A 24,789-nucleotide genomic window follows, 5' to 3' on the forward strand; every position below is an offset into this window, starting at 1 on the left:
CAAGGGTGGATGGAGAATAATCTCCCTAAACTGTTTTATGATATGGGCTGTATCGATTTTATAAAGACTTAACTATACACCTGTAAGGAAATACTTAAAGGCTTGTAGCTCAGTTATAGAGTTTACAGAAAAACAAATAGTCAAAAGACTAGGACTATCCTCTAAAAGCTATATTAATAAAATCAACAAATCGAATCAAATTGCTAAAACTGTAAAAGATATCATTAAACATGAAGATATTCTAAACAACAAATTCTATGATGAAAATAAAAAATTAGATGTACTTGGCATATGGTTAAATGAAAATAAAAGTTTTGAAAATTGTATATCTATTAGGAACGAGTTAAAAGACAATTATGATTTTTGGATAGAGAAAGCTAATTTCCATAACTTCAAACGCTTAGTGTGTATTATCGATGAAATAGAAAATAATGACTTATATCAATAGCAGTCATACGTTTAATCAACGATCGTACAAGCTATCAAGGCTTAGTATAACAAAAAATTCCAATTTGTTGACTCTTTACGAGAATTTGAAAAGATAGAGTATGGACCACAGCAGTACTGACCACCAAATGCTTATTCCCGAGACTTTAAACCTAAAATGCCTTCTACTCACCTAGAAGGCATTTTTTTACTTCATAAGCTGTATAGACATATAAGTCAATATCTACCCCGCACTTTGCTTATTTTATAGCCCTCATTTGCTATACTAGCCCAACTTTATCGGTTAAATACCCACTTATAACACCCTCCCAAACAGCATGGTAGCCTTATGAAATTCTCAAAGTTCGGTCAAAAATTCACCCAGCCCACTGGCATCTCACAATTGATGGATGATCTGGGCGACGCGTTAAAAAGCGATCAGCCCGTCAATATGCTAGGCGGCGGTAATCCAGCGCGTATTGAAGCGGTGAATGAGCTGTTTTTGCAGACCTATCAAGCGCTGGGTAACGATGGTAGCTTTCGTGAGGACATTAACAGCACGGCGACGAGTAGCATGGCGAATTACTCCAATCCGCAAGGCGATGCCGCTTTTATTGACGCCTTGGTAGGCTTCTTTAATCGACATTATGATTGGAATTTGACGAGTGAGAACATCGCTTTGACCAATGGCTCGCAGAATGCGTTTTTCTATCTATTTAATCTATTTGGCGGTGCGTTCACTGATGATAAGAATGAATCTGTCGACAAGTCCATTCTACTACCATTGACCCCTGAGTATATCGGCTATAGTGATGTGCATGTCGAAGGTCAGCATTTTACCGCCGTATTACCGCATATCGATGAAGTGACGCATGATGATGAAGAAGGCTTCTTTAAATATCGCGTGGATTTTGACGCGTTGGAGAACTTGCCCGCATTGAAGGAAGGGCGTATTGGCGCGATTTGTTGTTCGCGTCCGACCAATCCAACGGGTAATGTCTTAACCGATGAGGAAATGGCGCATTTGGCGGAGATTGCTAAGCGTTACGATGTACCGCTGATTATCGATAACGCTTATGGTATGCCCTTCCCTAATATTATTTATTCAGACGTTACCCTTAATTGGGATGACAATACCATTCTGTGTTTTAGCTTATCCAAAATTGGCTTACCCGGAGTGCGTACCGGTATTATCGTTGCCGCGCCTGAGGTGATTGAGGCGGTCAGTGCGATGAATGCCGTGGTTAATCTTTCACCAACACGCTTTGGCGCATCTATTGCCACGCCGCTGGTTGAAAATAACGCTATCAAAGACTTGTCTGATAACGATATTAAGCCTTTTTACCAGCAACAAGCCAAGACCGCAGTTACCTTACTTAAAAAAGAATTGGGCGATTACCCGCTAGTGATTCATAAACCCGAGGGCGCGATATTTTTGTGGTTATGGTTTAAAGATTTACCGATTAGCACCTCTGAGCTGTATGAGACTCTCAAAGAAAAAGGTACGCTTATTGTACCAAGCGAGTATTTCTTCCCCGGTGTGGATGTCAGCGATTACCAACATGCACACGAGTGTATTCGTATGAGTATCGCTGCCGATGAGCAAACACTGACGGATGGTATTAGAGTGATTGGTGAGGTGGTACGCGGACTTTATGATAGCAAGTAGATAACATTATAAAAAATATGAAAAGGTTGCTCTAATAAATGGACAGCCTTTTCATAGTACAAAAGTAGAGGGATATATATTGTTTACACCTAATAACACCCTCTTATGAATCTACTAATAGACTTTTAAAAAAGTCACTTCTAATAATACTGAGCATTTTTTGAGTAGAACATTGAAGTTCTTCTTCTGTGTATTGAGTGTTATAAGTATTTTCTGGATGATGAATACTGTGTCTTATATAGGAAATTACTGAGAGTCTCTCTGTAATAGTATTTCCATTATTCTTATCTCTTTTCCAATTTTTATTTTTTTCTATATTGTATTTGTCACATACCCAATTATCGAAATATTTAGCATTGCTTAAGCTTGCAATAGAAGAGATATATCCATAAAGCTCGTTATGAAAATCAGTTGAACATATTTCATAAGTAAAGTAGTTTATTTCGGCTAATGTAGGCGAAAAAGAAAAAGTTCTCATTGTTTCAACCGCGATTGCATGAGCTGATTGATTAATCTTCTTAGTCATGTACGTGCATATATCATCACTAGCAAAATGTTTTAAAAGAAAAGGGGAATGAGTAGTAATAAAAACCTGTTGGTGCCTTGAAATTGTGATTATAGATTCAATTAAAGTTGTTTGAGCTCTAGGGTGAAGAGAAATCTCGGGTTCATCAATAAAGAAGAATAAAGGTTTTTTCAAATCTGAATTGCTTGGATGTTTAATTAAAAAATCAGCATATACTTTCATTACAGCTAGTGCGAATGCTCTCTGCATTCCGCTACCTTTTTCAGAAATACTTGTCTCGACTCCATCATTAATTATTATATTCCCTAACTTGATAAATGATGATGGTTCTGGAGGTTGAAAATCAAAAGAGACTGTCGCTTCTCCGTAAAATTCGCATAGTGATTTTTCAATATCATTAACGAGACCTTGAGATTGTTTTGATAAAGACTCTTCACCTGTAGTAAATGCTATATTATGAGCGTCCAAGAAGTTACTCCAATTTGAGCTAGCTTCAAAATCACTACAGATATCTTTTAACAACTTTCCTAACGTCTTTGTACTACCAAAATCCATTAATTCACTTGCATCCATATCCGACCATATAGATACAACCTCAAACAATGTATTAATAGCTTTATCAAACCCAGTTGGATTCTCAAATTGATCAGTATCACTATTATATACAGTTATTTTTTTAATATTAATATCTACCGACTTATTACCCTGCTGGATGCTATATTCCTCAGAAGTACGTTTTAGCGTTATTTTTTGCGTTCCACCAACATCTACAATGTACGGTAAATACTTAGCCTCAGAAAAGTTCTCTATTGACTCTCTAAGATTACCTTCTATCTCTATAGTAATAGAAACATGCTTATCTTTATGATTTACATTTTTGTAATCATCAATAGTTTTATCTTTTGAAACACCTGATCTTAAAAAATCTATCGCCTTAAAAACTGTAGTTTTACCCGTGTTATTCTCTCCAACTAAGCATACGACCGGCTTATTAGTATCAAAAACAATTGTCTCTGCAAAAGCTTTAAAGTTTTCTAAAATTAGCTTGCTAATTTTCATACTCATCCTTAAGTAATATTTTGACAAATTATAATAAGTTTAGAAAAGTTAAATTTTACGTAAAATATACACAACTACTGAAAATAAGTCTATAATTTTGTTTCTTCGACTGAAAACCGTCGTCCATTTGTTCAAAACATAAGTTTAAAAAGGTGGTAGCTAGGTGTTAACAGGGTTATACAAACTCTGACTGATGACATCCATGTGATTGGTGAAGTGGTACGTGAGTTATATGATGAGGCTCAAAACAAGTAATCATCAAGTCAAATAGCAAAACGAAAAACGGACTAATAAATAGTCCGTTTTTTTATATGATGACTTTATGAAAACGATCTAACCAAACTCTTTTAGTAAAGCTTTAGCACTCATTTTACCAAAGTCATTTGCCGCGAGTGGCCCATCGCCTGAGATAAGCTTTCTATCTTGATGCGTCTGCCCTGAGACGAGCTTATTATCAATAGTAACGCCTAAATCTTCTAACTTCTCGGCGAAATACCATGGCATAGGTCCAGGCAGATAGCCAATTTTTGGCATTTGCTTATCCATCGCGGTCGGGAAGGCTACCATCTTATAACCTTTAAAAATAAAGTCACGCTTGGAATTACCTTCATCAGAACTGTCAGGACTATTAAGGTCAGCCGCCAATAACGCTGCAGGCCCGTGACAAATCGCTAAGGTAAAGAGATCATTATCGTGTCCCCAACGTAGCAATGCGCCAAGGTTTTTGTCTTCCGGCAAGCCGAGCATAGCGCCATGACCACCTGGAATAAAAATCGCTGCGTATTCAGTGCTGTCTGCCATATCGTTTTTGACGAAGTCAGCGATGCTGTTTGGACTCTTAAACTTGGACTCGTACTCACTATAAATTTGTTTAACGTCGTCATCGTCCTCTGGCATCGCCCACTGCTCGACCTTGACCGCCTCGCCTGTTGGCGTAAACACATCGACATCAAAGCCTGCTTTTTTAAAATGTAATAACGGCACCATCATCTCCACCGGATGATTACCGGTATCAAATTTATTGCCGTTCTCCATGGTCATATACTGCTCTTCGGTACAGACCATCATAATTTTCTTATCGCCCGTATAGGGATTATCGTAATTAGTATGATCGTAGTTGGTTTTATTCGGCGCAGCTATCTTTAGCGATGATGTTGAGGGAATATAAATGCCTGCTTCAGTTTCTTGCGGCTCTAAGCCTAGAGTATTTTTGGCGTTGTCTAAGGTGTCTTTGGCTTTATCTAATAGATCTTGCATATTCATAGTGGCTTCCTTTTTTATAATTTATATTTATTGAGTAGCTATTTATTAAGTAGCTAGAAATGATCAATCTAAGGTAACAAATGAAGACAGCATTAAATAGATGAGAATTTTTATGTTTCGTAAGCTTTGTAAAGCAGGATTGAAAAACTGTTTTAACGGGTTTTCTTTAGTAGCTTACTTGGTGAGCTGCTCGCTTGAAAAATCCTTGTCCACTTATTTAAAGCAAATAGCACGAAAGGCAGCAGGCAGGTATTAATGAGATCATGAATACTTGCTTTGATATCTGTACCTTTTAGAGCCAGAAGGCCTTTTGGCACAATGATGTGACGATTGTCGAAATATTCACCTAGCAGTGCTACGCTAATGACGACTAATAATGCTAAAAAGGCTCTGATAGTCTGATTCTTAATGATAGGGCGTAAGATAAACATGCTGAGCAGATAGACGCCGACGCCGACGTAAATGTGTAACGCGTCTTTGGCAAGACCCGTCGTCTCAACAACGTTTATTTTAAAGGTGTTAAAGTCCAATGGTTTTACTCGAATGTTGGCTATATATAATAAAAAAGGTGGGTTACGCTATCGCTAACCCACCCTACTGCTGTTTTATTTTATCCTATAGTGGCACAAAATACACCTAAACCTGCCAGTCTACAAAATTCTTGAGCAGCTGCAAGCCTGCGGTATGGCTCTTCTCAGGATGGAACTGAGTGGCAAATAGGTTGTCTTTGATGATACTAGCACAAAACGGCTGGCCATAATCACAGATAGCGGCGACTTGAGAGTTATCGTTAGGCGCGCAGTAGTAACTGTGCACAAAGTAAAAGTGCGCGTTATCCTCAATACCGTGCCAAAGCGGATGGTCAAAATCCATACCACTAATCGTATTCCAGCCCATGTGTGGCACTTTAATGGTTGCGCCTTGCTTATCTGTCCACGATGGATCAAAGGCTTCTACGTTGCCATCTAAGATACCCAAACACTCGGTGCCGCCATTCTCGCTTGATTGCTCAAATAAGGCCTGCATACCCACGCAAATTGCCATCACCGGCTTGTTGAATATAGCCTTGCGCACGACGTCATCGATGCCAGCATCGGTCATGCCGATCATACAATCACGCATCGCACCAACGCCAGGGAAGACGATTTTATCAGCGGCAGCCACGACTTTGGGGTCGTTAGTGATGGATACCTCCGCGCCGACATTGGTGAGTGCCTTGCTGACCGAGTGCAAGTTACCCATGCCATAATCTAATAGTGCAATTTTGGTCATTAGAATGCCTCTTTGGTCGATGGCAAGGTATTCAATGCCCGCTCATCATACTCACAGGCCATACGCAGCGCGCGGGCAAAAGCCTTAAAAGTTGACTCGATTTGGTGGTGGCTATTTTTGCCTTTAAGATTATCCAAATGTACGGTCATCCATGAATGATTGACGAAGCCGTAAAAGAATTCGCTAAACAGATCGACATCGAAGGTGCCGACATGCGAGCGCGTAAACGGAATATCCATATGCAAGCCTGGACGCCCTGATAGATCGACGACCGCGCGCGTCAACGACTCATCAAGCGGCGCATAAAAATGTCCGTAACGGCGGATGCCTTTTTTATCGCCCAAAGCTTTGTTAAACGCTTGGCCCAAAGTAATACCGGTATCCTCGACACTATGGTGATCATCGATATAAGTATCGCCGACGCATTTGATATCTAAGTCAAATAAACCATGACGCTTGATCTGATCAATCATATGATCCAAAAATGGCACGCCAGTATCGACCACACCTTGACCGGTACCATCAAGGTTAACGGTACAAGTGATTTGCGTCTCAGCAGTGTTACGTTCAACAGTGGCGGTGCGCGCTGGGCGACCATACAGGTTTGCATTTTGCGCTTGATTAATATCGGCAGACATAGCTACTCTCTATAAATAAAGGGTGGGGAGTAAATAGACACTTAAATAGACATTAAGGAAATGTAGATATAAGCTTATCATAGCAAAATGGCGTCATGACGGCTATGGCAGGACGGTAAAGCAAGGCGCTATTTGTCTCAATCTGTTAAAATACTGCCTTAAGTTTTATTAATGACGCTTGTTTAGTCGGTTGTTTTACTTAATACGGTTAGCACTCATAAGACAATAGGATACATCATGCCTTTAGAAGCCATTGCGATTAACGATTTAAATGCGCCTTTAATCAAAAAACCTGGTCGCGACAATGAGCTTGCCGAGCGCTTAGAGACCATGTATGACGCTGACGATACGCAGCCTAGCGGCGAGGAGGTATTAAATATCATCGAAAATGGCTTTAAGCGTGGCCAATACCTATATGTCGGCATGTTCAATGACAAGCCCATTGCCGCAGTTGGTTGCTTTGATGATGGGCAAACCAACGCTAAGCGCTTGCAATACTTAACTGTGCATGAGCAAAACAAAGGCCGCGCAATCGACGCGAAGTTCATCAAGATGGTCTATGATGCGGAGGTCAAAAAAGGCGTGCGTCAGTTTGTCCCTGTCGATAACGATATCCATCAGATCATGAGCGACTACGAATTAATCAGAGTTAAAGACTAAGATTTGCATCGAATCTGATTATTTAGCCACAAAAGATAAAAATGTCTTGACAGCACCGCTTATATTTAGTTTAATAGCGTCCTCAGCGAAGACGGCTCGATAGCTCAGTCGGTAGAGCAACGGATTGAAAATCCGTGTGTCGGCAGTTCGATCCTGCCTCGAGCCACCATTTCGTTGATCTCATTTAGCTTTTAAATAAGCACCTAAAACCTCAGACGCTCGCGTTTGAGGTTTTTTTATGCCTGTAAGAAACGCACCCATTCATAACATTTTTACGCTACTTTTCCTTGTGACTTGCTCAGTATACTGAGTAGCACTACTGACAAAGGGTACTATTGATAAAAAGGCAGCTATGATAGGAGCGTTTAGATGAGAGAGTTTGATTACGATTTGGATTATAAGAATCTAGATCTACGTAAGTACCCTGAGCTATACCGTGTCGGCCGCGGCGAGCAAGGCGTGTTGCTTGTTGAGCCTTATAAATCTGAGATACTGCCGCATTGGCGCTTTGCTACTCCTGATATTGCGCATGAGAGCAGTGAAACCATTTATCAGATGTTTTTAGATTATTTAGCAGATGATGACTTCGTTGGCGCGGATATGGCACGTAAGTTCATCCAGATGGGTTACACTCGTGCTCGCCGCTATGCCAACCATAAAGGCGGTAAAAAGTACAAAGGTCCTGTGCCCGATGATAAAAAAGGTCAAAGCGGCGCGCATGGTCGCGAGGAATTACCTCGTCAAGAGGAAGACCCCGTTAAGGCAGAATCGGCGCGGATATTTAAAGCTAAGTGGGACGAGTGCCGCGAAAATGAGGACTATCTACGCATGAAAAAACAGCACCGCGAGCGTTATAAAGACGTTGAGTAACTTATATCATTATAACTAAGTAGTTTGAAACTTTTGCTGTGTTAAAGTGGCACAGCTGACAGCGGTTTTTTGGCTTCTTTGAATAAATAACACGCCGTAATGATGAGTAAAAACTTATGCAAAATAAGCAACTTTTGATTTTTGATTTTGATGGTACTTTGATCGATAGCGTTCCTGATTTGGCAGCAGCGATTAATATTATGCTTGAACAGCTAGGCTTGCCCACCTACTCACTCGAAACTATAAAAGGTTGGGTCGGTAATGGCTCACGGCTACTAGTAGAGCGCGCTTTGATTGGCAAGACAGAAATCGGCGAAAACGAGCTGACCCAGTTAGAGGCCGATCATGCTGAGCAGCTGTTTCTTGACGCTTATAGCAATCTTAAAGCGAGCAAAACGGTCGCTTACCCTGATGTTGATAAAGGTCTAAAACAACTGCATGACGCCGGATTTACCTTAGCCTTAGTGACCAATAAGCCCATTCGTTTTGTACCCAAAATCTTGCGCACGTTTGGCTGGCAGGATTGGTTTGTAGTAGTGCTCGGCGGTGATAGCTTACCAACCAAAAAGCCGGATCCTGCGCCGCTATTGCACGTTTGTGATAAGTTAGGAGTAATGCCAGATAAGGCGGTGATGATAGGCGACTCAAAGAACGACATATTAGCCGGGCAAAATGCTGGCATGGATACCCTCGCGCTCTCTTATGGGTATAACTACGGTCAAGATATTCGCGACTTTCAGCCGACGCAGGCCTTTGATAACTTTGCCACTTTGACTCGCTACCTTTTAGATAAAAAAGAGCTTTAATATGGACGTTCCTAGTGATATTGCTATCGCCCAAAATGCAACTTTGTACCCTATAAAAGATATCGTCAAAACGTTAAATCTATCGATAGATGATATTGAGCCTTATGGCCATTATAAAGCGAAAATAAATGTCAGCGAGGTGCTGAGCAAGCCCGCTAAAGCCAAAAACAGCAAATTAATATTAGTCACAGCGATCAATCCGACGCCCGCAGGCGAAGGTAAAACCACAGTCACTATAGGCCTAGCCGACGCGCTAAATCGTCTGCATAGAAAAAAAGGCGATGGTAAGTTGACCACCGTGGCTTTACGTGAACCTTCCTTAGGCCCAGTATTTGGGATAAAAGGCGGCGCAGCGGGTGGCGGTTACGCGCAGGTGCTACCGATGGAAGATATCAATCTGCACTTTACTGGCGATTTCCATGCGATTGGCGCGGCTAACAACTTATTAGCGGCACTGATTGATAATCATATTTATCAAGGTAATGCGCTCAGCATCGATCCTAAGCAAGTATTTTGGCGGCGTGCGGTAGATATGAATGATCGACAACTGCGTAATATCGTCGGCGGCTTAGGCAAGCGCACTGACGGCGTTGCCCGAGAAGACGGCTTTGATATTACTGTAGCTTCAGAGGTGATGGCTATATTTTGTTTGGCTACCGATTTAAGTGATCTCAAGCAGCGTTTAGGGAATATCTTAGTCGCTTTAGATACTGATAAGCAGCCTATCTATGCTCGTGATCTTAAGGCACAAGGCGCTATGGCAGCGCTGTTAAAAGAAGCGATCAAACCTAATTTGGTACAGACGATAGAAGGCACGCCAGCCTTGGTACATGGCGGTCCGTTTGCTAATATCGCTCATGGTTGTAACTCAGTTATCGCGACCCGCGTGGCACAGCATTTAGCCGATTATACGCTTACCGAAGCGGGCTTTGGTGCTGATCTTGGCGCGCAAAAGTTCTGTGATATAAAGTGTCGCCTATCAGGACTTGCGCCCGATGCTGCGATTATCGTCGCCACCATTCGCGCCTTAAAATATAACGGCGGCGCCCTTAAAAACGAGCTGACCCAAGAGAACCTATCGGCGCTTGAACAAGGCTTTCCTAATTTATTTAAACACATTGAAAATATGCGTGAGGTGTACGGCCTACCCGTCGTCGTCGCTATCAATCACTTCGTCAGCGACACTGACGCAGAGGTTGAGCTGGTTCGGCAGGCCTGCCAAGCGAGAGGCGTCGAGGTTGCCTTAACGCAAGTCTGGGAAAAAGGCGGCGCGGGCGGTGAGGAGTTGGCAAATACGCTAATACAGTTATTTGAGAACGAAGAAAACCCGTCAAGCCAGTTTCAGTTTTCGTATGATAGTGATAATAGTATTGCCGATAAAATCCGCACGGTGGCGCAGCGTATTTATGGCGCGGCTGATATCGATATCAGCTCGCTTGCCCAATCAAAAATACGCCAGTTGGAGCAGCTGAATTTAGATAAGATGCCAGTTTGTATTGCTAAGACTCAGTACTCGCTGAGCGATAATGCCAAGCTGCTAGGACGACCAACTGATTTTACCCTTCATGTGCGCGACATCAGCGTCTCAAGTGGCGCGGGGTTTATCGTAGTGATGTGTGGCACTATTATGAAAATGCCTGGCTTGCCTAAACACCCCTCAGCTGAGCGTATCGATGTCGATGATACAGGTCATATTACGGGCTTGTTTTAAATACTAGAGGCTGTATAGCCATTGATAAATACTGATTAGCTAAATTTTGAATTTATTTAGACTTTGTAGGCTGGCGCTTTTAGCCAAGCCCTGTACTTTTGCAGAACTTTGAGCTGGGCTAAAGCCGCAGCCTACGCCAACTAGGTTTTTATAATAATTTACTTACTGCGATAGCTGAGCGCCTCAGAGACGTGAGCACTAGTAATATCAGTACTGTCTGCCAGATCAGCAATGGTACGCGCCACTCGCAGTACCCGGTGGTAACCACGCGCTGATAGGTTCAAGCGCTGCTGCGCCATTTGTAATAGCTGCTGCTCGCTTGCGCCGAGCTCCACGTATTCATCAAGCTCACTAGGACTTAGCTCATTATTCGCTTTATTCTGTCTGCGGATTTGTCGTTCATTGGCAGCCGTGACGCGCGCTCTAACGGTTTCTGAGCTCTCTCCTCGACTACTATTTTGCAAGTCGGCTATAGGGAGCGCCGGCACCGTGATATGCAAATCAATGCGGTCTAATAGCGGTCCTGAAAGCTTATCTTGATAGCGCTTAATCTGTTCAGGACGACAGCGACAGCGGTTAGAGACGTCGCCATCATAACCGCAAGGACAAGGATTCATCGCCGCAACGAGCTGAAAGTTAGCCGGAAAAGTCATCTGTGAGTTAGCGCGGCTAATGGTGATTTGCTTAGCCTCCAATGGCTGACGCAATACTTCAAGCACGCTGCGCTCAAACTCAGGCAACTCATCAAGGAACAGCACGCCTTTATTGGCCAAAGTTATCTCGCCAGGTTTTGGGCGTGAGCCGCCGCCAACGAGTGCTACTGCTGATATCGTGTGATGAACTTGCCTGAAAGGCCTCGTACCATAATCATAATCGCTATCGGCGACGGAGTAAGTACTCGCCACTTCTAGCGCGTCCTCAGCGCTTAAGTCTGGCAAAATCGTTGGCAATCTTGATGCCATTAACGTCTTGCCCGAACCCGGCGGTCCTGTGAATAGTAGTGAATGCCCGCCAGCCGCTGCAATCTCTAAGGCGCGCCGTGCATGGTGTTGACCTTTAACATCTGCCAAGTCCACTTTATAACCTACTCGCTCTTGCGTTGTACTAGGAGTGACGACTTCTAAGCGCTCAGTGCTTGCGTTTGGGTCTGCTAACGACTGTAAGTGCTGACATACCGGCTGTAGGCTTGTCGCGCCTAGCACCTCTACACCTTCAACGCGGCTGGCTTCCATACCATTATCGATAGGCACGACTAATTGTATAGACGGGTTTGCGGCGATTTTGTCTGCTGAATTTTTTGTTTGCGCTGGTGCTGCTTTTGCAGTCTTTGCCGCCAAGGCCTCTGCTCTTATCGCTCGCGCTACTGCCAAACTTCCCGTTACCTGCCGCAGATCGCCATTGAGCGCCAGCTCACCGATAAACTCAAACCCTGCTAACACCTCCGGATCGAGCTGACCACTTGCGGCTAAGATGCCAATAGCAATTGGCAAATCAAGACGGGCGCCGTCCTTTGGCAAATCAGCAGGTGCTAGATTGATCGTTAGTCGCCGATTAGGAAACTGAAAGCCAGAATTCAGAATAGCGGAGCGTACTCGATCTTTACTCTCGCGTACGGCCGCTTCTGGTAAGCCGACGATAGTAAGCGCTGGCAGACCTTGGGATAAATGTACTTCTATAATCACTTTTGGCGCATGTAGACCGACGACCGAACGGGTATAAACTTGCGCAAACGACATGAGCGTTTCCTAATAGAAGGGAGGTTTTATAATAGAGTATTATTAATTAGTGCGCAAATATCGTCTCTCATTAATGCACCAGCTTACTGTCAATGATCTGTAGGCTTTGTTTATTTAAACTAATCTATCATTTAACTAGAAAAGCGCTAAAGTATTGTTATATGATGAGTGTGCAGTTGTACACTGTACACTACTAGCAATAAAAAGGAATTTATTGAGGGCTCAAAGTGATCGGAAGTTTATGACACTTTTGAGCCGTTATTATTAACTAGGGACAGTAAAGCTTATGAAAATCACAACACGCAATCGGCGCACACCGAAATTAGCGTTATTAACAGTGGCCGTCTCGTTTGGATTGGCCAGTTGCTCTGATAGCGATAATAGTTTTAACGATACAGTCGTCACCACTCCTGAATTAAATCCGCCTATCGTCACCTCTCCTTCCACTGAGTTTGCTGCAAACATTCAGCGTACTGAGTTTGGTATACCTCATATTATTGCGAACGACTACAAAGGTCTCGGTTACGGCGTTGGTTACGCTTTTGCCGAAGATAATATCTGCTCACTTGCCCGCGAGATCGTCGTTTCTAGTGGTCAGAGTATGCTGTATCTAGGTGACGAAGGCAGTGTGGCTAGCGATGTATTTTATACTTGGTATAATTCACCCGCCAAACGTGCTCAGTTTTTGAACGCCCAAGAGCCCGAGGTTCTTGATGCAGTCACTGGCTATGCAGCTGGGGTCAGTCGCTATCTGCGTGATACAGGCGTAGAAAACATAGATCCTGACTGTGCGGGGGCTGAGTGGGTACGCGAGATTAGCACTGATGACCTACTAGCTCTTTATGGCAAGGCCAATTTACGCGGCGGGCTCTCCAATTTCGTTGGCCCTATAGTAGCGGCAGCACCACCTGACCAAAATATAGTCATGGGCAGCAGCAGGATGCGCTCTATTGAGTCGGACTCGGCTACTCAGACAACTTTGAATTCGGTCTCATCGACATCGGCTGCAGACTTGGCAGCAGGATTTGATTTTGACATGTCGACCATCAATGCGATGGATGGCGGTAGTAACGCTTATGCCTTTGGTAGTGAGGTTACCGGTAAAGACGAAGGCGTTATGTATGGCAACCCGCATGAGCCGTGGAATGGCGTTCAGCGCTTTTATGAGTTTCATCTGACGATACCAGGTGAGATTGACGTCATGGGCTCCGCCCAGCAAGGTCAACCCTTTGTCAATATTGGCTTTAATAAAGATGTGGCGTGGAGTCATACCGTCTCTACTGCCAAGCGCTTTACGCTTTATCAGCTCGATCTGGTCAATGGCGATCCTATGAAGTACAACTATACCAAGGCAGATGGCAGCGTCGAGCAGCGGGATATCCGCGTAGATGAAGTGACCATCCAACTACCTAATAACGAAACCTTGACTCAGCCTGTTTATTCTTCGCATTTTGGTCCGATGTTAGCCGTTGATCTCGTCAATGGCTTGCTACCAGCTTGGGGCCAGAATAATAGCGCCTTTACCATTCGTGATGCCGCGGCAGAAAACGCGCGCTCATTGAACCAATGGCGTAGCATGAATAGAGCCACTAGTGTCGAGGATTTAGTCGATAGAATGCAAGATCAAGTGGGTTTAGGATTCGTCAATACCATCGCTACTGACCGTTATGGTAAAGCCCTCTACGCTGATATCTCGACCGTACCACATGTAACCAAAGAAAAGCTTGAGAGCTGTATTGATGGCAATCTCTTCTTAAAAGCCATTGTTAACTTTGGCTTGCCCGCGCTGCGCGGCGATACCGCAGCCTGCGAATGGGGTAATGACGATGACTCACCACAAGCAGGTATCTTTGGACGCTCAAACTTGCCGTTCTTGATCCGTGATGATTATGTCGCAAACTCCAATGACAGCTATTGGCTAAGTAATCCAGAGGAGCCTTTGACTGACTTCTCGCCCCTGCTCCGTCGTCAACTCACTCCTTTCTTAGGTGCTGATCCTGTTGCTGGCGTGCCGTTACTCATGCGCTCACGTATGGGTCTAGTGCAAATACAGGATCGTTTAAATAATGATGATGGTCTTGGCGGTACTACCTTCAACTTAGATAATATGCAAGAGGTGGTTTATAGTAATCGCAGCTATGCCGCTGAACTGGTGCTAGATGACGTGTTGGCCGACTGCAGCGCCAACCCTGTTATGTCCTTGTCTAATGGTAGTACTCTCGACGCTACGCAAGCTTGTAATGTCCTAAGTAATTGGGATCGCCGTAACGATATCGATAGCGAAGGCGCGCATGTCTTCAGAGAGTTTTGGCGTAATGTTGGTTTTGAAGAAGCCACTGAGAACGAAGACCTCTTCAGCGTGCCCTTTGACGTTAATGATCCGGTTAATACGCCGCGCGATATTATTATCAGTAGCAAGACTCGTACCGCTCTAGCCGATTCGATTCAGTATTTTAACGACAAAGGCATTGCGCTTGACGCCGCTTTAGGTAGCGTGCAGTACGTGTTTGATGCAGGCAACAATAACGAGAGAATTCCTATGCATGGCGGTCTAGGTACCGGCGAAGGTCTCTTCAATGTAGCCCGTGGATCTGGACCCAATGACGCTGGTAACTACATCATTAGTAATGGCCCCACTTATATGCAGACCGTCACCTTTGATGATAACGGCCCTGTCGTAGAGTCCTTACTGGCCTATTCGCAATCAGCAGATAGCACGCGCCCTTATCATCGTGACCAGACGCGCCGCTACTCAGACAAAGATTGGATTAGAGTGCCCTTTAGTCGAAATGAGATCGCCAACAAAGCCGTTGGTCAAATACTTGAGCTTAGAGAAGACAATCAGAAGCTAGAAAATAAATAGTCATTATTAAGCTATAAGAAGGCCTCAGATCATTCTGGGGCTTTTTTTTGGTTTGTCTTACCTCTGTATAGACCATTATCTATGATCAAGTAAATAGCACCTTCACAAAACCACTTAATCACCCTAATTAATGTATGGATTTGCTATAATACGGGTTATTGATACAGCCATTTTTTCATAACAAGCTGTAAACAACCTATCTCTCGTTAGCCGACTACAATAAACCGCTGTTAACGTAAAAGGAGCGCCGCATGACAGAGTACTCAACCTCTTCTCATCCAAACCACCCTCAGCAGCCTTATAATCATGCAGGTGAGCAACCGACTACCGCACGTCCTGTCGTTGAAATCCAAAACCCTTATGCAAGTTTACGCGGCGATAGCAGCAATAAGCAGCTGCCTACTTTTGATCAGGCACTTATTCATAAATATAATCGCTCAGGGCCACGCTACACTTCCTATCCGACTGCTTTAGAATTTACAGAGATAGCTGATGGTTTAGAGACTAAAATCCTTCAAAGCCGTGAAGCACGCGCGCCCTTATCGCTATATTTTCATATTCCCTTTTGTCGTCACCTTTGCTATTACTGCGCTTGTAATAAAATCATCACTAAGAAAAATAGCGACTCAGGCGACTACTTAGAGTATCTCATCGCTGAGATTAAACTCAAGCGGCGTTTATTGACCACTGAAGGTGGCAAGAACCCAGTCGTCAAGCAGCTGCATTTAGGTGGAGGTACGCCGACATTCTTGCGTGACGAGGATATGGTACAGCTGTGGGAGTTTTTACAAACCCAGTTTGAGTTTTTGCCTGAAGACGAAGGCGATTATTCTATTGAAATCGATCCGCGTGAGCTGGGTGATAACACCTTGCAGACGCTACGTAGTCTTGGCTTTAACCGTATTAGCCTCGGCGTACAGGATCTAGAAGAAGCGGTACAAATCGCGGTCAATCGTGTCCACTCCGCAGAGCTCATCGCTAATATTATGGCTGAAGCAAGAGCGCTTGGGTTTCATTCCATAAACCTTGATCTGATTTATGGTTTGCCGCATCAAACGCCAGCTACTTTTGCAAAGACAGTAGACCGTATTATTAAGATGGCACCCAATCGCTTATCGGTATTTAACTACGCGCATTTGCCCGAGCGTTTTAAAGCCCAAAGACAAATCAAAGACGAAGATCTGCCCAGCCCAAGTGATAAGCTGTCTATGCTTGCAGATACCGTAAACACGCTGACCGAGGCCGGCTATCAGTACATAGGGATTGACCATTTTGCCCTGCCTGATGATGAGCTAGCGATAGCCCAGCGTGCGGGCAAATTGCACCGTAATTTTCAGGGCTACACTATCATGGGCGACTGTGATTTATTAGGTTTTGGCGTCTCTGCCATCAGTCAGATTGCAAATGCTAACACCCGCTATATTTTACAAAATCATACCGATTTGACGGTTTATCAAGAGACGATTAACGCAGCTCGTAGCAATCCTAATGTTATGCCCGCAGCGAAAGTCATTAAAACCTCTATCAAAGATCGTCTGCGTGAGTATGTGATTATGAACTTACTCTGCCATGACTATATTGATTTTAAAGACGTCAATCAAAAATTCGGTATCGATGCGATTACTTACTTTATCGATGAGATAAAGCAGCTTGGCGCAATGCAAGAAGACAAGCTTATCGATATGGATGCCGCAGGTATCCGTATTATGCCTAAAGGTCGCTTTTTGGGCCGTAACGTCGCTATGGTGTTTGATGAATACTTAGGGAAGAAACATAAAAATCGTTTTTCTAAAGTGATTTAACGTACTTTAAAAAATACTTTATGCACAAAAAAGACCTCGTTTTTGAGGTCTTTTGTTATGTCAATATGAGCGCTCAACCGTAGCGTTGTTACACCTTAAACTTATCGCCAACCATACCTTTGACCGTACTTAAGATATCGGCCGGTAGCACCACCATTTTTGAGTTGTCCGATTCTGCCAAGTCACGAATTGATTTGATGTACTGCTCGCCAAGTAAGTAGACAATGGGCATCTCTTCATCACCCATTGCAGCGGTAATCAGACGAATGGACTCCTCAGAACCTTTAGCTAGTACCACTTGCGCTTCAGCATCACGGCGTGAAGCCTCAAGACGACCATCAGCTTCTAAGATAGCCGCTTGCTTTTGACCATCGGCGCGCGTTACGGTAGCCCGGCGTAGACGCTCTGCCGCGGCCTGCTCTTCCATAGAGGCTTGCATGGTTTGCGAGGGGTTAATGTCTTGAATCTCTACGGTTTTAAGGGTAATACCCCAATCTGCGATGTCTTCTGAGATCGCCTGTTTGAGCAAGGCTTTAATCTCATCACGACTCGATAAAGCGTTATCTAGATCCATCTCGCCGATGATCGAGCGCAAAGAGGTTTGTACCAAATTGCGGATACCATGTTCATAATCTTCAATACCGTAGACCGCTTTGTCTGGACGCAAGATGTTGATATATGCCACGGCATTGGCGATGATCACGACGTTATCACGGGTGATGACCTCTTGTGATGGGATGTCTAATACGATGTCCTTTGTGGTGACTTTATAAGCGACTCTATCCACAAAAGGAATGATAATACTAAATCCTGGCTCCAGCGTTTGCTGATATTTACCCAGCCGCTGCACGACCCATTTGTATCCTTGCGGGACAATACAAACGCCTTTAAAAACGGTAAAAATCACCAATGCTATTAATACCAGCATCACGATACCGACACCATTTAAACTACTCAAGATACTGTTCATCTCATTCTCCTTGACCCTTGCTTTATTTGCCAGCGACGTGATTTATGTCCTTTTTTTCTTAATTTAAAAATCTTTAGTACCTGATAACGTTTATTTGCTAGTACCTGTCTCTTTGAGATCGGGTTTGTGCAAGCTCAGTCTACTCGCTTTAGATTGTTTGGTCGGCATTTGGCTACTTGCAGGTACTTCACTGTTGATCGTCGGGGTGATATTGGGGTGCATACTTTTAGGTGCTTGGAGGCGCTGCGAGGGCGCAACGATTAGCTCATCGCCGACCACCTTTATAACCACCACACGATCTCCTGCCTCGACTTTCACGCCTGCTGTGCGGCATGGCCACTCATCTGCACCCCAAATGGGCACATTAAAGCGCACCATACCTGAAATACCTTTTTGTGGTTTGACCACGATCATGCCCGTTTCACCAATAATTAGATTACTATGTTGCGCAGCCTTTTTACGGCTTATGGACAACGGCTTGATGTATTTGACCCAAGCAAACATAAATAAAACCGATAGCGTAAGCCAGATCAATACCTGAAATAATAGCGGAATGGGCAGCAACCATGCTAAGGCAGCAACGATCACCGCAGCCGCACCAAACCAGAGGCTAGCAAAGGTCGGAATGAATATCTCAGCAATCATCAAGGAGAAACCCAAGACCAACCAATGCCAAGGTTCAATCATCAAAAACATCTCCATCATTGCCACCTACCCTGTTTGAATCATCCTAGCTTGCTATCCTAGCTTTCAATGTAGCATACTTTGAGCGTTTATAACCTCTTAAAAATCACCATATACACCACTCATAACACAACGCCCATATCTTAGATGAAATCAAAAAGCGCCGAATAACCTTTGCCACATAGAAAAACGACCGCCAAAGCGATCGTTTTTTGTCTGATATATAAATATAAATTGTAATCAATCAATGCCTTAGAACTTCAGCTGAGCGCCAACAGTCATAAGATCTGCATCGCTACCTAGCATGTCATATTCAGCTTCTACACTGAAGTCAGGGTTTACTGCGTAACCAAGACCTACACCACCAGCGAGGTTAGTATCGTCATCTGAACCATCATATAAACCTGCAACGGTATTAGATGCTTCCACTTCAGTTTTTGCTACACCTAGTTTACCTTTTGCGTATAAACCAGTGTTTGGGAATGCGTAACGGTAGGTACCATAAGCGCCGTATGTTTTAGCATCAATATCACCGCCTCTGAAATCAGCATCATCTGAACCAACATACTCAGCTTCCATACCAAAGTTAGGATCGAAGTTATAACCAGCATAAACACCGTATGCAGTTGGATCATCAGCATTGTCGATATCTAGATCAAATTGACCGACTTTAGCACCAACGTATGGCTGACCAGTGTAGCCGTTACCATAAGTGACAGCGGCGTTTGCACCTACAGTCAGTAAAGAACCAGTGGCTAGTGCAAGTATAGTTTTTTGTAGAGTTCTCATTATTAGCTCCTTCAAGCAAATTTGGACAAACAAGTTATTTAGTTGTATTGACCTTTTGGCCCTATCGCCTTGTTTGCTAACGATGGGTACATAGTAACAAACTATTTCAAACACTCTGTCAGTGTTTAATGGTATGCGAGTTAAGATTTGAAAGCGTTTATCAGTGTGTGGGTTACAAAGGCTGATATATGAAATCTTTTGTTACATTGCTAGATTTTTCATAAAATTTATGTCCATCAGCAATTAAAAGCGCTTACCCAATGACATTATTTAGCCCATAAAAAACGCACCTCGAGAGATGCGTTTTTCTTATATTTATCATAAAACTAGCTTTAAGGTACTGCCAGTAGTGTCAATTACGACTTTTTGTCTTCGTCCACTTCAGTGAACTCAGCATCTACGACATCATCATCCGCTTGGGTAGCGTCAGCTGATTCTGTGCCTTGCTGGAACTGACCTGGGTCCATACCTTCCGCGCCAGCACCACTATCAGCGTAGATCTTTTGGCTGACAGGTAAGAAAGCATTATCTAGCGCTTCAAGCTTAGCTTTGATATCGTCATGGTCGTCTTCTTTAGTCGCGGCTTCAAGATCAGAGATAGCAGTCTCTACTGATGACTTCTCTTCTTCAGTGACTTTATCTTCTGCTTCTTTAAGGGCTTTTTGTACCGCATGGATACGGCCGTCTGCTTCGTTACGCACTTGCGCAAGATTTGCAAACTTCTCATCTTCAGCAGCGTTCGCTTCTGCGTCTTGTACCATTTGCTCGACTTCTTCATCCGACAAGCCAGAGTCTGCTTTAATCTGGATACTTTGTGCTTTACCCGTACCTTTATCAGTCGCTGAGATGTTCATGATACCATCAGCATTGATGTCGAAAGTTACTTCGATTTGCGGTAGACCGCGCGGCGCTGGTGGAATGTCAGTCAAGTCAAAACGACCCAATAGTTTATTTTGGTTAGCAATCTTACGCTCACCTTGATAGACCTGAATGGTAACCGCTGGCTGGTTGTCTTCTGCCGTCGAGAACACTTGTGATTTCTTGGTAGGAATCATGGTGTTTTTCTCGATAACTGGCGTCATCACACCGCCCATCGTTTCGATACCTAGCGTCAATGGCGTGACATCAAGCAATAGTACGTCGGTTTTGTCGCCTGACAATACTGCGCCTTGGATCGCTGCCCCTGCTGCTACTGCTTCATCAGGGTTAACGTCTTTACGTGGCTCTTGACCGAAGAAGTCTTCTACTTGCTTCTGTACTAATGGCATACGCGTCTGACCACCAACTAAGATGACATCATCGATATCGCCAACTTTTAGACCAGCATCTTCTAGAGCAATCTTACAAGGAGCCATCGTACGCTTGACAAGATCTTCCGTTAAGCTCTCAAGTTTTGAGCGGCTAATAGTGATGACCAAATGCTTAGGACCACTGCTATCAGCTGTGATATAAGGCAAGTTTACTTCAGTACTTTGCGCGCTTGATAGCTCAATCTTCGCTTTTTCTGCCGCTTCTTTTAGACGCTGCATCGCAAGAGAGTCGCCTTTTAGGTTGAAGTCTTGCTCTTTTTTAAACTCATCAACTAAATAATCGATAAGCGCGGAGTCAAAGTCTTCACCACCTAAGAAAGTATCACCGTTAGTCGCGAGTACTTCAAATTGCTGCTCGCCGTCTACATCTGCAATCTCAATGATTGAGATATCAAACGTACCACCACCTAAGTCATAAACGGCAACGGTGCTATCGCCTTGCTTTTTGTCCATACCATAAGCAAGAGCGGCGGCAGTTGGTTCGTTAATAATACGTTTTACATCAAGACCTGCGATTTTACCGGCATCTTTGGTGGCTTGACGCTGTGAGTCATTAAAGTAGGCAGGTACGGTTACAACCGCTTCTGATACGCTCTCACCCAGATAGTCTTCAGCTGTCTTCTTCATTTTCTTTAAGATTTCAGCAGAGACTTGTGGTGGCGCAAGTTTTTTGTCATTGATCTCGACCCAAGCATCACCGTTATCAGCTTTGACAATTTTGTACGGTACCATGCCAATATCTTTTTGCACGACTTTGTCATCGAAACGACGACCAATCAGACGCTTGATAGCGAACAAGGTTTTGTTTGGGTTAGTCACTGCTTGACGTTTGGCAGATTGACCGACCAAAATCTCATCATCTTTATAAGCGACGATAGAAGGAGTAGTACGCGTACCTTCCGCGTTTTCGATAATCTTAACGCTATCGCCTTCCATTACCGCCACGCATGAGTTAGTGGTTCCTAAGTCAATACCTATTACTTTACCCATAATTATTTGCTCCAAATGTTGTTAAATTTCTATTGGGGTTGCTTGCCGTTTTTGTGCGTTCAAACTATTTTTGCGTTCAAACTATCAAAAAAAACTGTCAAAAACTCAAGCTAAAATCAAACTATCAGACCATATATGGTCACTTGTTGCTTTATATCGGTTTGCGCTAGTATTTTTTCAAGTCAATAACAGCGCAAAAATTTGCTTTTGTGTGATTTTTTGTGAATATCCTTACATTTAATAAGGTTTATTCGCTTGTTTTCTTTACTACTCTCACTTATTAGCTAAGCTTATTGGCCGACGCGAACCATAGCAGGACGCAGCAGACGACCATTTAGGCTATAGCCTTTTTGTAATACCGTACCAACCGTATCAGGCTCGGCATTTTCATCGATACCGACTGCTTCATGCAGGTCTGCATTGAATGTCTCACCTTGTGGTTCGACAACCTCTACGCCGTTTCTGTTTAGTACATCTAATAGCGCTTTGTGCGTTAAGCGTACCCCTTCGGTAACAGGGTCGTCTGAAGTGGCGTTTTCGATAGCGCGCTCTAAGTTATCAACGACTTCTAATAACTCTTTGGCAAATTTTTGTAGCGCAAATCTTTTGCTCTTATCGGCCTCTTGCTCCATACGCTTTTGCGCATTATAAGTCTCAGCATTAGCACGGGCAGTGGTCTCTTTAGCCTGCTTGACTTCGCCTTCAAGCTCAGCAATGCGCGCTTCATAAACACTGATATCGATCTCGTTATCGATAGTGGCGTCATCGCCTGAGTTGTTTTGCGGGTCAAACTCATCCATCGTTTCTTGTAGGACGCTCTCATTGCGCTCAAGGTTACTGTGTGCAGCTTTCGCGCTATTGTCATCAGCTTGTAGGTTTGGGTTTTGTTCGCTCATGATAACTCCTGATTATTTATGATAATTTTGTAATGCATTTAGTGTCTTTTTAATGTCTTCGCTATAAACCATATTCAATAGCTGATTGATAAAGGTTATGAGGCCATATTTCAAGCTTAAAACCGAGGATTTTTTTAATTTTGAAGTTTAACCTCTATAAACCAAACTAGGACAACTCAAACCGCATTTAAAGCTAACTCATTATTTATAGTTTACTTTTCGCTCGTAAACGATTACCAAACGATACTTAAATTCACTTTTGATTGATTTATGATGACCTCACTGACTATTTACCAACTATTACTTATAAAAAATACTGAACTATAAACTAAATGATAGTAAACGATAGAAAGTACCGACACCATAAATCCAAACCATATAAGGCTATAAAAAGTCATAAAGACCGGTACTCAATAATGAGGAACACCATGCCAAGCTCTTCTATCACATCGCTTAATGCTTTGATAAATAAAGCGGCGGCGAGCTTAAACTCTAAGCCGACATTAGCTCCTCTAGAAGGCGTTAAACGCTATCAAGCGCACGAAAACCAAGCTGAGGCTGAGCACCTGAACGAAGGGGACAATAAATATAGACTCGCCGGTAAAAAGCTTGCAAGCTTGCTGCCAGCGACCGACTATCAGCAGCATGCCCTGCACTATGTACTAAAGGGTCTAGGCTACTTACCTGATACTATGCTAGAGGCATTAGTAAGCTATCTAGAGGGCCCAACGGCTGAGCAGTATCCAAACGCTAATGCGCATCTACGCTTGATTATCGCGGTCAATGGTAAACTCAAAACCCCTTTACAGCTCTCTAAAATGCAAGAGCTGCGTAAGAGGTTTGCAGCCGATGCGGTCGCTATGCAAGACCCAAAAGTCTGGCAACAAGCGAGTAGCAATAAGCTTGCTACTTTGAAGCTCATTAACAAAAGCAGTGAGGCGGCTGTTAATTGGCAAGATAAAACCATAGCCAATGCTGATGAGGGTGATATGACGATTCGCTGCTATCAGGCGGGCGTCCACGCAAAAACCAACCACAATCCTGATGAGACAGTGATGCTGTTCTTTCATGGTGGTGGTTTTTGTATTGGTGATATCGACACTCATCACGAGTTTTGTCACCGCGTCTGCGCGCAGACTGGCTGGGCAGTGGTCAGTGTGGACTATCGCTTAGCACCTGAGCATGCAGCGCCCGCCGCCTTAGAAGATGCGATCAAAGCTTATGCTTGGTTGGCTGATAATAGTCGTAGCCTTGGCGCGTCGCCGTCACGTATTGTTCTAGCAGGAGATAGTGCTGGTGGCGGTTTATCGACGTTACTTGCGCAGCAGCTGACTCACCCAACTAAGGCGGCATGGTCAGACTTGGGAGTGGCCGGTCAGCAGATGTATAAGCTGCTCCAGACTCTACCTGCACCGCTTGCACAGATGCCGCTGTATCCAGTTACTGATATTGAGACCGACTATCCAAGCTGGGAGCTATACGGCGAAGGCCTGCTATTAGATCATGCTGACGTAGCCGTATTTGATGCAGCATTTATGCAGAACTGCCCGCTACCACGTGAGCATGTGCTGATCTCACCTATGATTGGTGATAATAGTAAAGTATGTCCGACTTATATCGTTGCCTCTGAGCTTGACGTGCTACGCGATGAGGCCTTTGCTTATGCAGATCAGTTAAAGGCTGCTGATATAGCGGTTGAGACTTATACGGTACTAGGTGCGCCGCACGGCTTTATGCATCTGATGAGCGTCCACGATGGCTTAGAGCAAGAAACGCGATATATTATCAATGACTTTGCACGTTTTGTCCGTGAGGTCATCAGTGCCCAATCGTTATTGGTCGCTTAGCA

General features: G+C 43.8%; 19 protein-coding genes and 1 tRNA gene. 9 read left to right on the plus strand and 11 right to left on the minus strand.

The genetic code is table 11. The annotated features are described in order from the left end of the window. The first annotated feature begins 775 nt into the window (after positions 1-775). The gene (locus AAEY83_RS11105) at positions 776-2,095 is read left to right on the plus strand and encodes a valine--pyruvate transaminase (RefSeq protein WP_025645250.1); all 1,320 of its coding nucleotides are present in this window, start codon (positions 776-778) and stop codon (positions 2,093-2,095) included. Between the two features lie 103 nt (positions 2,096-2,198). Here AAEY83_RS11105 and AAEY83_RS11110 read toward each other — a convergent pair whose 3' ends face one another. The 5 genes from AAEY83_RS11110 to hisB form a co-directional block, all read right to left on the minus strand. Then, positions 2,199-3,680, minus strand: a complete 1,482-nt coding sequence (locus tag AAEY83_RS11110) for an AAA family ATPase (protein WP_025645253.1) — start codon at positions 3,678-3,680, stop codon at positions 2,199-2,201. A gap of 333 nt (positions 3,681-4,013) precedes the next feature. Further along, the gene (locus tag AAEY83_RS11115) at positions 4,014-4,943 is read right to left on the minus strand and encodes a DJ-1/PfpI family protein (RefSeq protein WP_025645255.1); all 930 of its coding nucleotides are present in this window, start codon (positions 4,941-4,943) and stop codon (positions 4,014-4,016) included. 152 nt (positions 4,944-5,095) lie between these two features. Further along, positions 5,096-5,473 carry a hypothetical protein gene (locus AAEY83_RS11120; RefSeq protein ID WP_025645257.1) on the minus strand — a complete coding sequence of 126 codons (378 nt, stop codon included), beginning with the start codon at positions 5,471-5,473 and terminating at the stop codon, positions 5,096-5,098. 106 nt (positions 5,474-5,579) lie between these two features. Continuing rightward, complete coding sequence (hisH, locus tag AAEY83_RS11125) at positions 5,580-6,215, minus strand: imidazole glycerol phosphate synthase subunit HisH (RefSeq protein WP_025645258.1); 636 nt, start codon at positions 6,213-6,215, stop codon at positions 5,580-5,582. Continuing rightward, on the minus strand, positions 6,215-6,853 hold the full coding sequence (gene hisB / locus AAEY83_RS11130) for an imidazoleglycerol-phosphate dehydratase HisB (protein WP_051397433.1): 639 nt from the start codon (positions 6,851-6,853) through the stop codon (positions 6,215-6,217). Before hisB ends, hisH begins: the two co-directional genes overlap by 1 nt. A gap of 237 nt (positions 6,854-7,090) precedes the next feature. Here hisB and AAEY83_RS11135 point away from each other — a divergent pair, with 237 nt between their 5' ends. The 5 genes from AAEY83_RS11135 to AAEY83_RS11155 all read left to right on the plus strand — a co-directional run bounded on the left by AAEY83_RS11135 (position 7,091) and on the right by AAEY83_RS11155 (position 10,900). Next, positions 7,091-7,513: a hypothetical protein gene (locus AAEY83_RS11135; protein WP_025645267.1), complete on the plus strand. Its 423-nt coding sequence runs from the start codon at positions 7,091-7,093 to the stop codon at positions 7,511-7,513. A gap of 93 nt (positions 7,514-7,606) precedes the next feature. Further along, positions 7,607-7,682, plus strand: a tRNA-Phe gene (locus AAEY83_RS11140). A gap of 200 nt (positions 7,683-7,882) precedes the next feature. After that, on the plus strand, positions 7,883-8,383 hold the full coding sequence (locus tag AAEY83_RS11145) for a DUF4385 domain-containing protein (RefSeq protein WP_025645269.1): 501 nt from the start codon (positions 7,883-7,885) through the stop codon (positions 8,381-8,383). Positions 8,384-8,499: 116 nt separating this feature from the next. Further along, a complete protein-coding gene (locus AAEY83_RS11150) occupies positions 8,500-9,189 on the plus strand; it encodes a phosphoglycolate phosphatase (RefSeq protein ID WP_025645270.1) in 690 nt (229 codons plus the stop codon). A gap of 1 nt (position 9,190) precedes the next feature. Next, complete coding sequence (locus AAEY83_RS11155) at positions 9,191-10,900, plus strand: formate--tetrahydrofolate ligase (protein ID WP_025645272.1); 1,710 nt, start codon at positions 9,191-9,193, stop codon at positions 10,898-10,900. Positions 10,901-11,058: 158 nt separating this feature from the next. On the opposite strand, the gene AAEY83_RS11160 is transcribed toward AAEY83_RS11155, so the two are convergent. Continuing rightward, positions 11,059-12,636, minus strand: coding sequence for a YifB family Mg chelatase-like AAA ATPase (locus AAEY83_RS11160; RefSeq protein WP_025645274.1), 1,578 nt, complete (start codon positions 12,634-12,636; stop codon positions 11,059-11,061). A gap of 286 nt (positions 12,637-12,922) precedes the next feature. Here AAEY83_RS11160 and AAEY83_RS11165 point away from each other — a divergent pair, with 286 nt between their 5' ends. Next, positions 12,923-15,499, plus strand: a complete 2,577-nt coding sequence (locus AAEY83_RS11165; RefSeq protein ID WP_025645276.1) for a penicillin acylase family protein — start codon at positions 12,923-12,925, stop codon at positions 15,497-15,499. A 251-nt stretch (positions 15,500-15,750) separates the two neighbouring features. Further along, positions 15,751-17,301, plus strand: coding sequence for an oxygen-independent coproporphyrinogen III oxidase (gene hemN, locus AAEY83_RS11170; RefSeq protein ID WP_025645279.1), 1,551 nt, complete (start codon positions 15,751-15,753; stop codon positions 17,299-17,301). Between the two features lie 88 nt (positions 17,302-17,389). On the opposite strand, the gene AAEY83_RS11175 is transcribed toward hemN, so the two are convergent. The 5 genes from AAEY83_RS11175 to grpE all read right to left on the minus strand — a co-directional run bounded on the left by AAEY83_RS11175 (position 17,390) and on the right by grpE (position 22,940). Further along, on the minus strand, positions 17,390-18,271 hold the full coding sequence (locus AAEY83_RS11175) for an SPFH domain-containing protein (protein WP_025645281.1): 882 nt from the start codon (positions 18,269-18,271) through the stop codon (positions 17,390-17,392). A 90-nt stretch (positions 18,272-18,361) separates the two neighbouring features. Continuing rightward, complete coding sequence (locus AAEY83_RS11180) at positions 18,362-18,973, minus strand: NfeD family protein (RefSeq protein ID WP_351059100.1); 612 nt, start codon at positions 18,971-18,973, stop codon at positions 18,362-18,364. A gap of 234 nt (positions 18,974-19,207) precedes the next feature. After that, positions 19,208-19,744 carry a porin family protein gene (locus AAEY83_RS11185; RefSeq protein WP_025645285.1) on the minus strand — a complete coding sequence of 179 codons (537 nt, stop codon included), beginning with the start codon at positions 19,742-19,744 and terminating at the stop codon, positions 19,208-19,210. A 356-nt stretch (positions 19,745-20,100) separates the two neighbouring features. Next, complete coding sequence (dnaK, locus tag AAEY83_RS11190; RefSeq protein WP_025645287.1) at positions 20,101-22,044, minus strand: molecular chaperone DnaK; 1,944 nt, start codon at positions 22,042-22,044, stop codon at positions 20,101-20,103. A 290-nt stretch (positions 22,045-22,334) separates the two neighbouring features. Then, positions 22,335-22,940 (minus strand): nucleotide exchange factor GrpE, encoded by a 606-nt coding sequence (gene grpE, locus AAEY83_RS11195; RefSeq protein WP_025645289.1) that lies wholly within the window; start codon positions 22,938-22,940, stop codon positions 22,335-22,337. 428 nt (positions 22,941-23,368) lie between these two features. Between grpE and AAEY83_RS11200 the strand changes: the two genes are divergently transcribed. After that, complete coding sequence (locus tag AAEY83_RS11200; RefSeq protein WP_025645290.1) at positions 23,369-24,787, plus strand: alpha/beta hydrolase; 1,419 nt, start codon at positions 23,369-23,371, stop codon at positions 24,785-24,787. The last annotated feature ends 2 nt before the right edge of the window (positions 24,788-24,789 follow it).

The organism is Psychrobacter sp. TB20-MNA-CIBAN-0197 (assembly GCF_040309765.1).
Lineage (GTDB): Bacteria > Pseudomonadota > Gammaproteobacteria > Pseudomonadales > Moraxellaceae > Psychrobacter > Psychrobacter submarinus.

Coding starts and splice junctions, on each gene's coding strand:
- AAEY83_RS11105 (WP_025645250.1), top strand. CDS start 776: ATGAAATTCTCAAAGTTCGGTCAAAAATTCACCCAGCCCACTGGCATC.
- AAEY83_RS11110 (WP_025645253.1), bottom strand. CDS start 3,680: ATGAAAATTAGCAAGCTAATTTTAGAAAACTTTAAAGCTTTTGCAGAG.
- AAEY83_RS11115 (WP_025645255.1), bottom strand. CDS start 4,943: ATGAATATGCAAGATCTATTAGATAAAGCCAAAGACACCTTAGACAAC.
- hisH (WP_025645258.1), bottom strand. CDS start 6,215: ATGACCAAAATTGCACTATTAGATTATGGCATGGGTAACTTGCACTCG.
- hisB (WP_051397433.1), bottom strand. CDS start 6,853: ATGTCTGCCGATATTAATCAAGCGCAAAATGCAAACCTGTATGGTCGC.
- AAEY83_RS11135 (WP_025645267.1), top strand. CDS start 7,091: ATGCCTTTAGAAGCCATTGCGATTAACGATTTAAATGCGCCTTTAATC.
- AAEY83_RS11145 (WP_025645269.1), top strand. CDS start 7,883: ATGAGAGAGTTTGATTACGATTTGGATTATAAGAATCTAGATCTACGT.
- AAEY83_RS11150 (WP_025645270.1), top strand. CDS start 8,500: ATGCAAAATAAGCAACTTTTGATTTTTGATTTTGATGGTACTTTGATC.
- AAEY83_RS11155 (WP_025645272.1), top strand. CDS start 9,191: ATGGACGTTCCTAGTGATATTGCTATCGCCCAAAATGCAACTTTGTAC.
- AAEY83_RS11160 (WP_025645274.1), bottom strand. CDS start 12,636: ATGTCGTTTGCGCAAGTTTATACCCGTTCGGTCGTCGGTCTACATGCG.
- AAEY83_RS11165 (WP_025645276.1), top strand. CDS start 12,923: ATGAAAATCACAACACGCAATCGGCGCACACCGAAATTAGCGTTATTA.
- hemN (WP_025645279.1), top strand. CDS start 15,751: ATGACAGAGTACTCAACCTCTTCTCATCCAAACCACCCTCAGCAGCCT.
- AAEY83_RS11175 (WP_025645281.1), bottom strand. CDS start 18,271: ATGAACAGTATCTTGAGTAGTTTAAATGGTGTCGGTATCGTGATGCTG.
- AAEY83_RS11180 (WP_351059100.1), bottom strand. CDS start 18,973: ATGGAGATGTTTTTGATGATTGAACCTTGGCATTGGTTGGTCTTGGGT.
- AAEY83_RS11185 (WP_025645285.1), bottom strand. CDS start 19,744: ATGAGAACTCTACAAAAAACTATACTTGCACTAGCCACTGGTTCTTTA.
- dnaK (WP_025645287.1), bottom strand. CDS start 22,044: ATGGGTAAAGTAATAGGTATTGACTTAGGAACCACTAACTCATGCGTG.
- grpE (WP_025645289.1), bottom strand. CDS start 22,940: ATGAGCGAACAAAACCCAAACCTACAAGCTGATGACAATAGCGCGAAA.
- AAEY83_RS11200 (WP_025645290.1), top strand. CDS start 23,369: ATGCCAAGCTCTTCTATCACATCGCTTAATGCTTTGATAAATAAAGCG.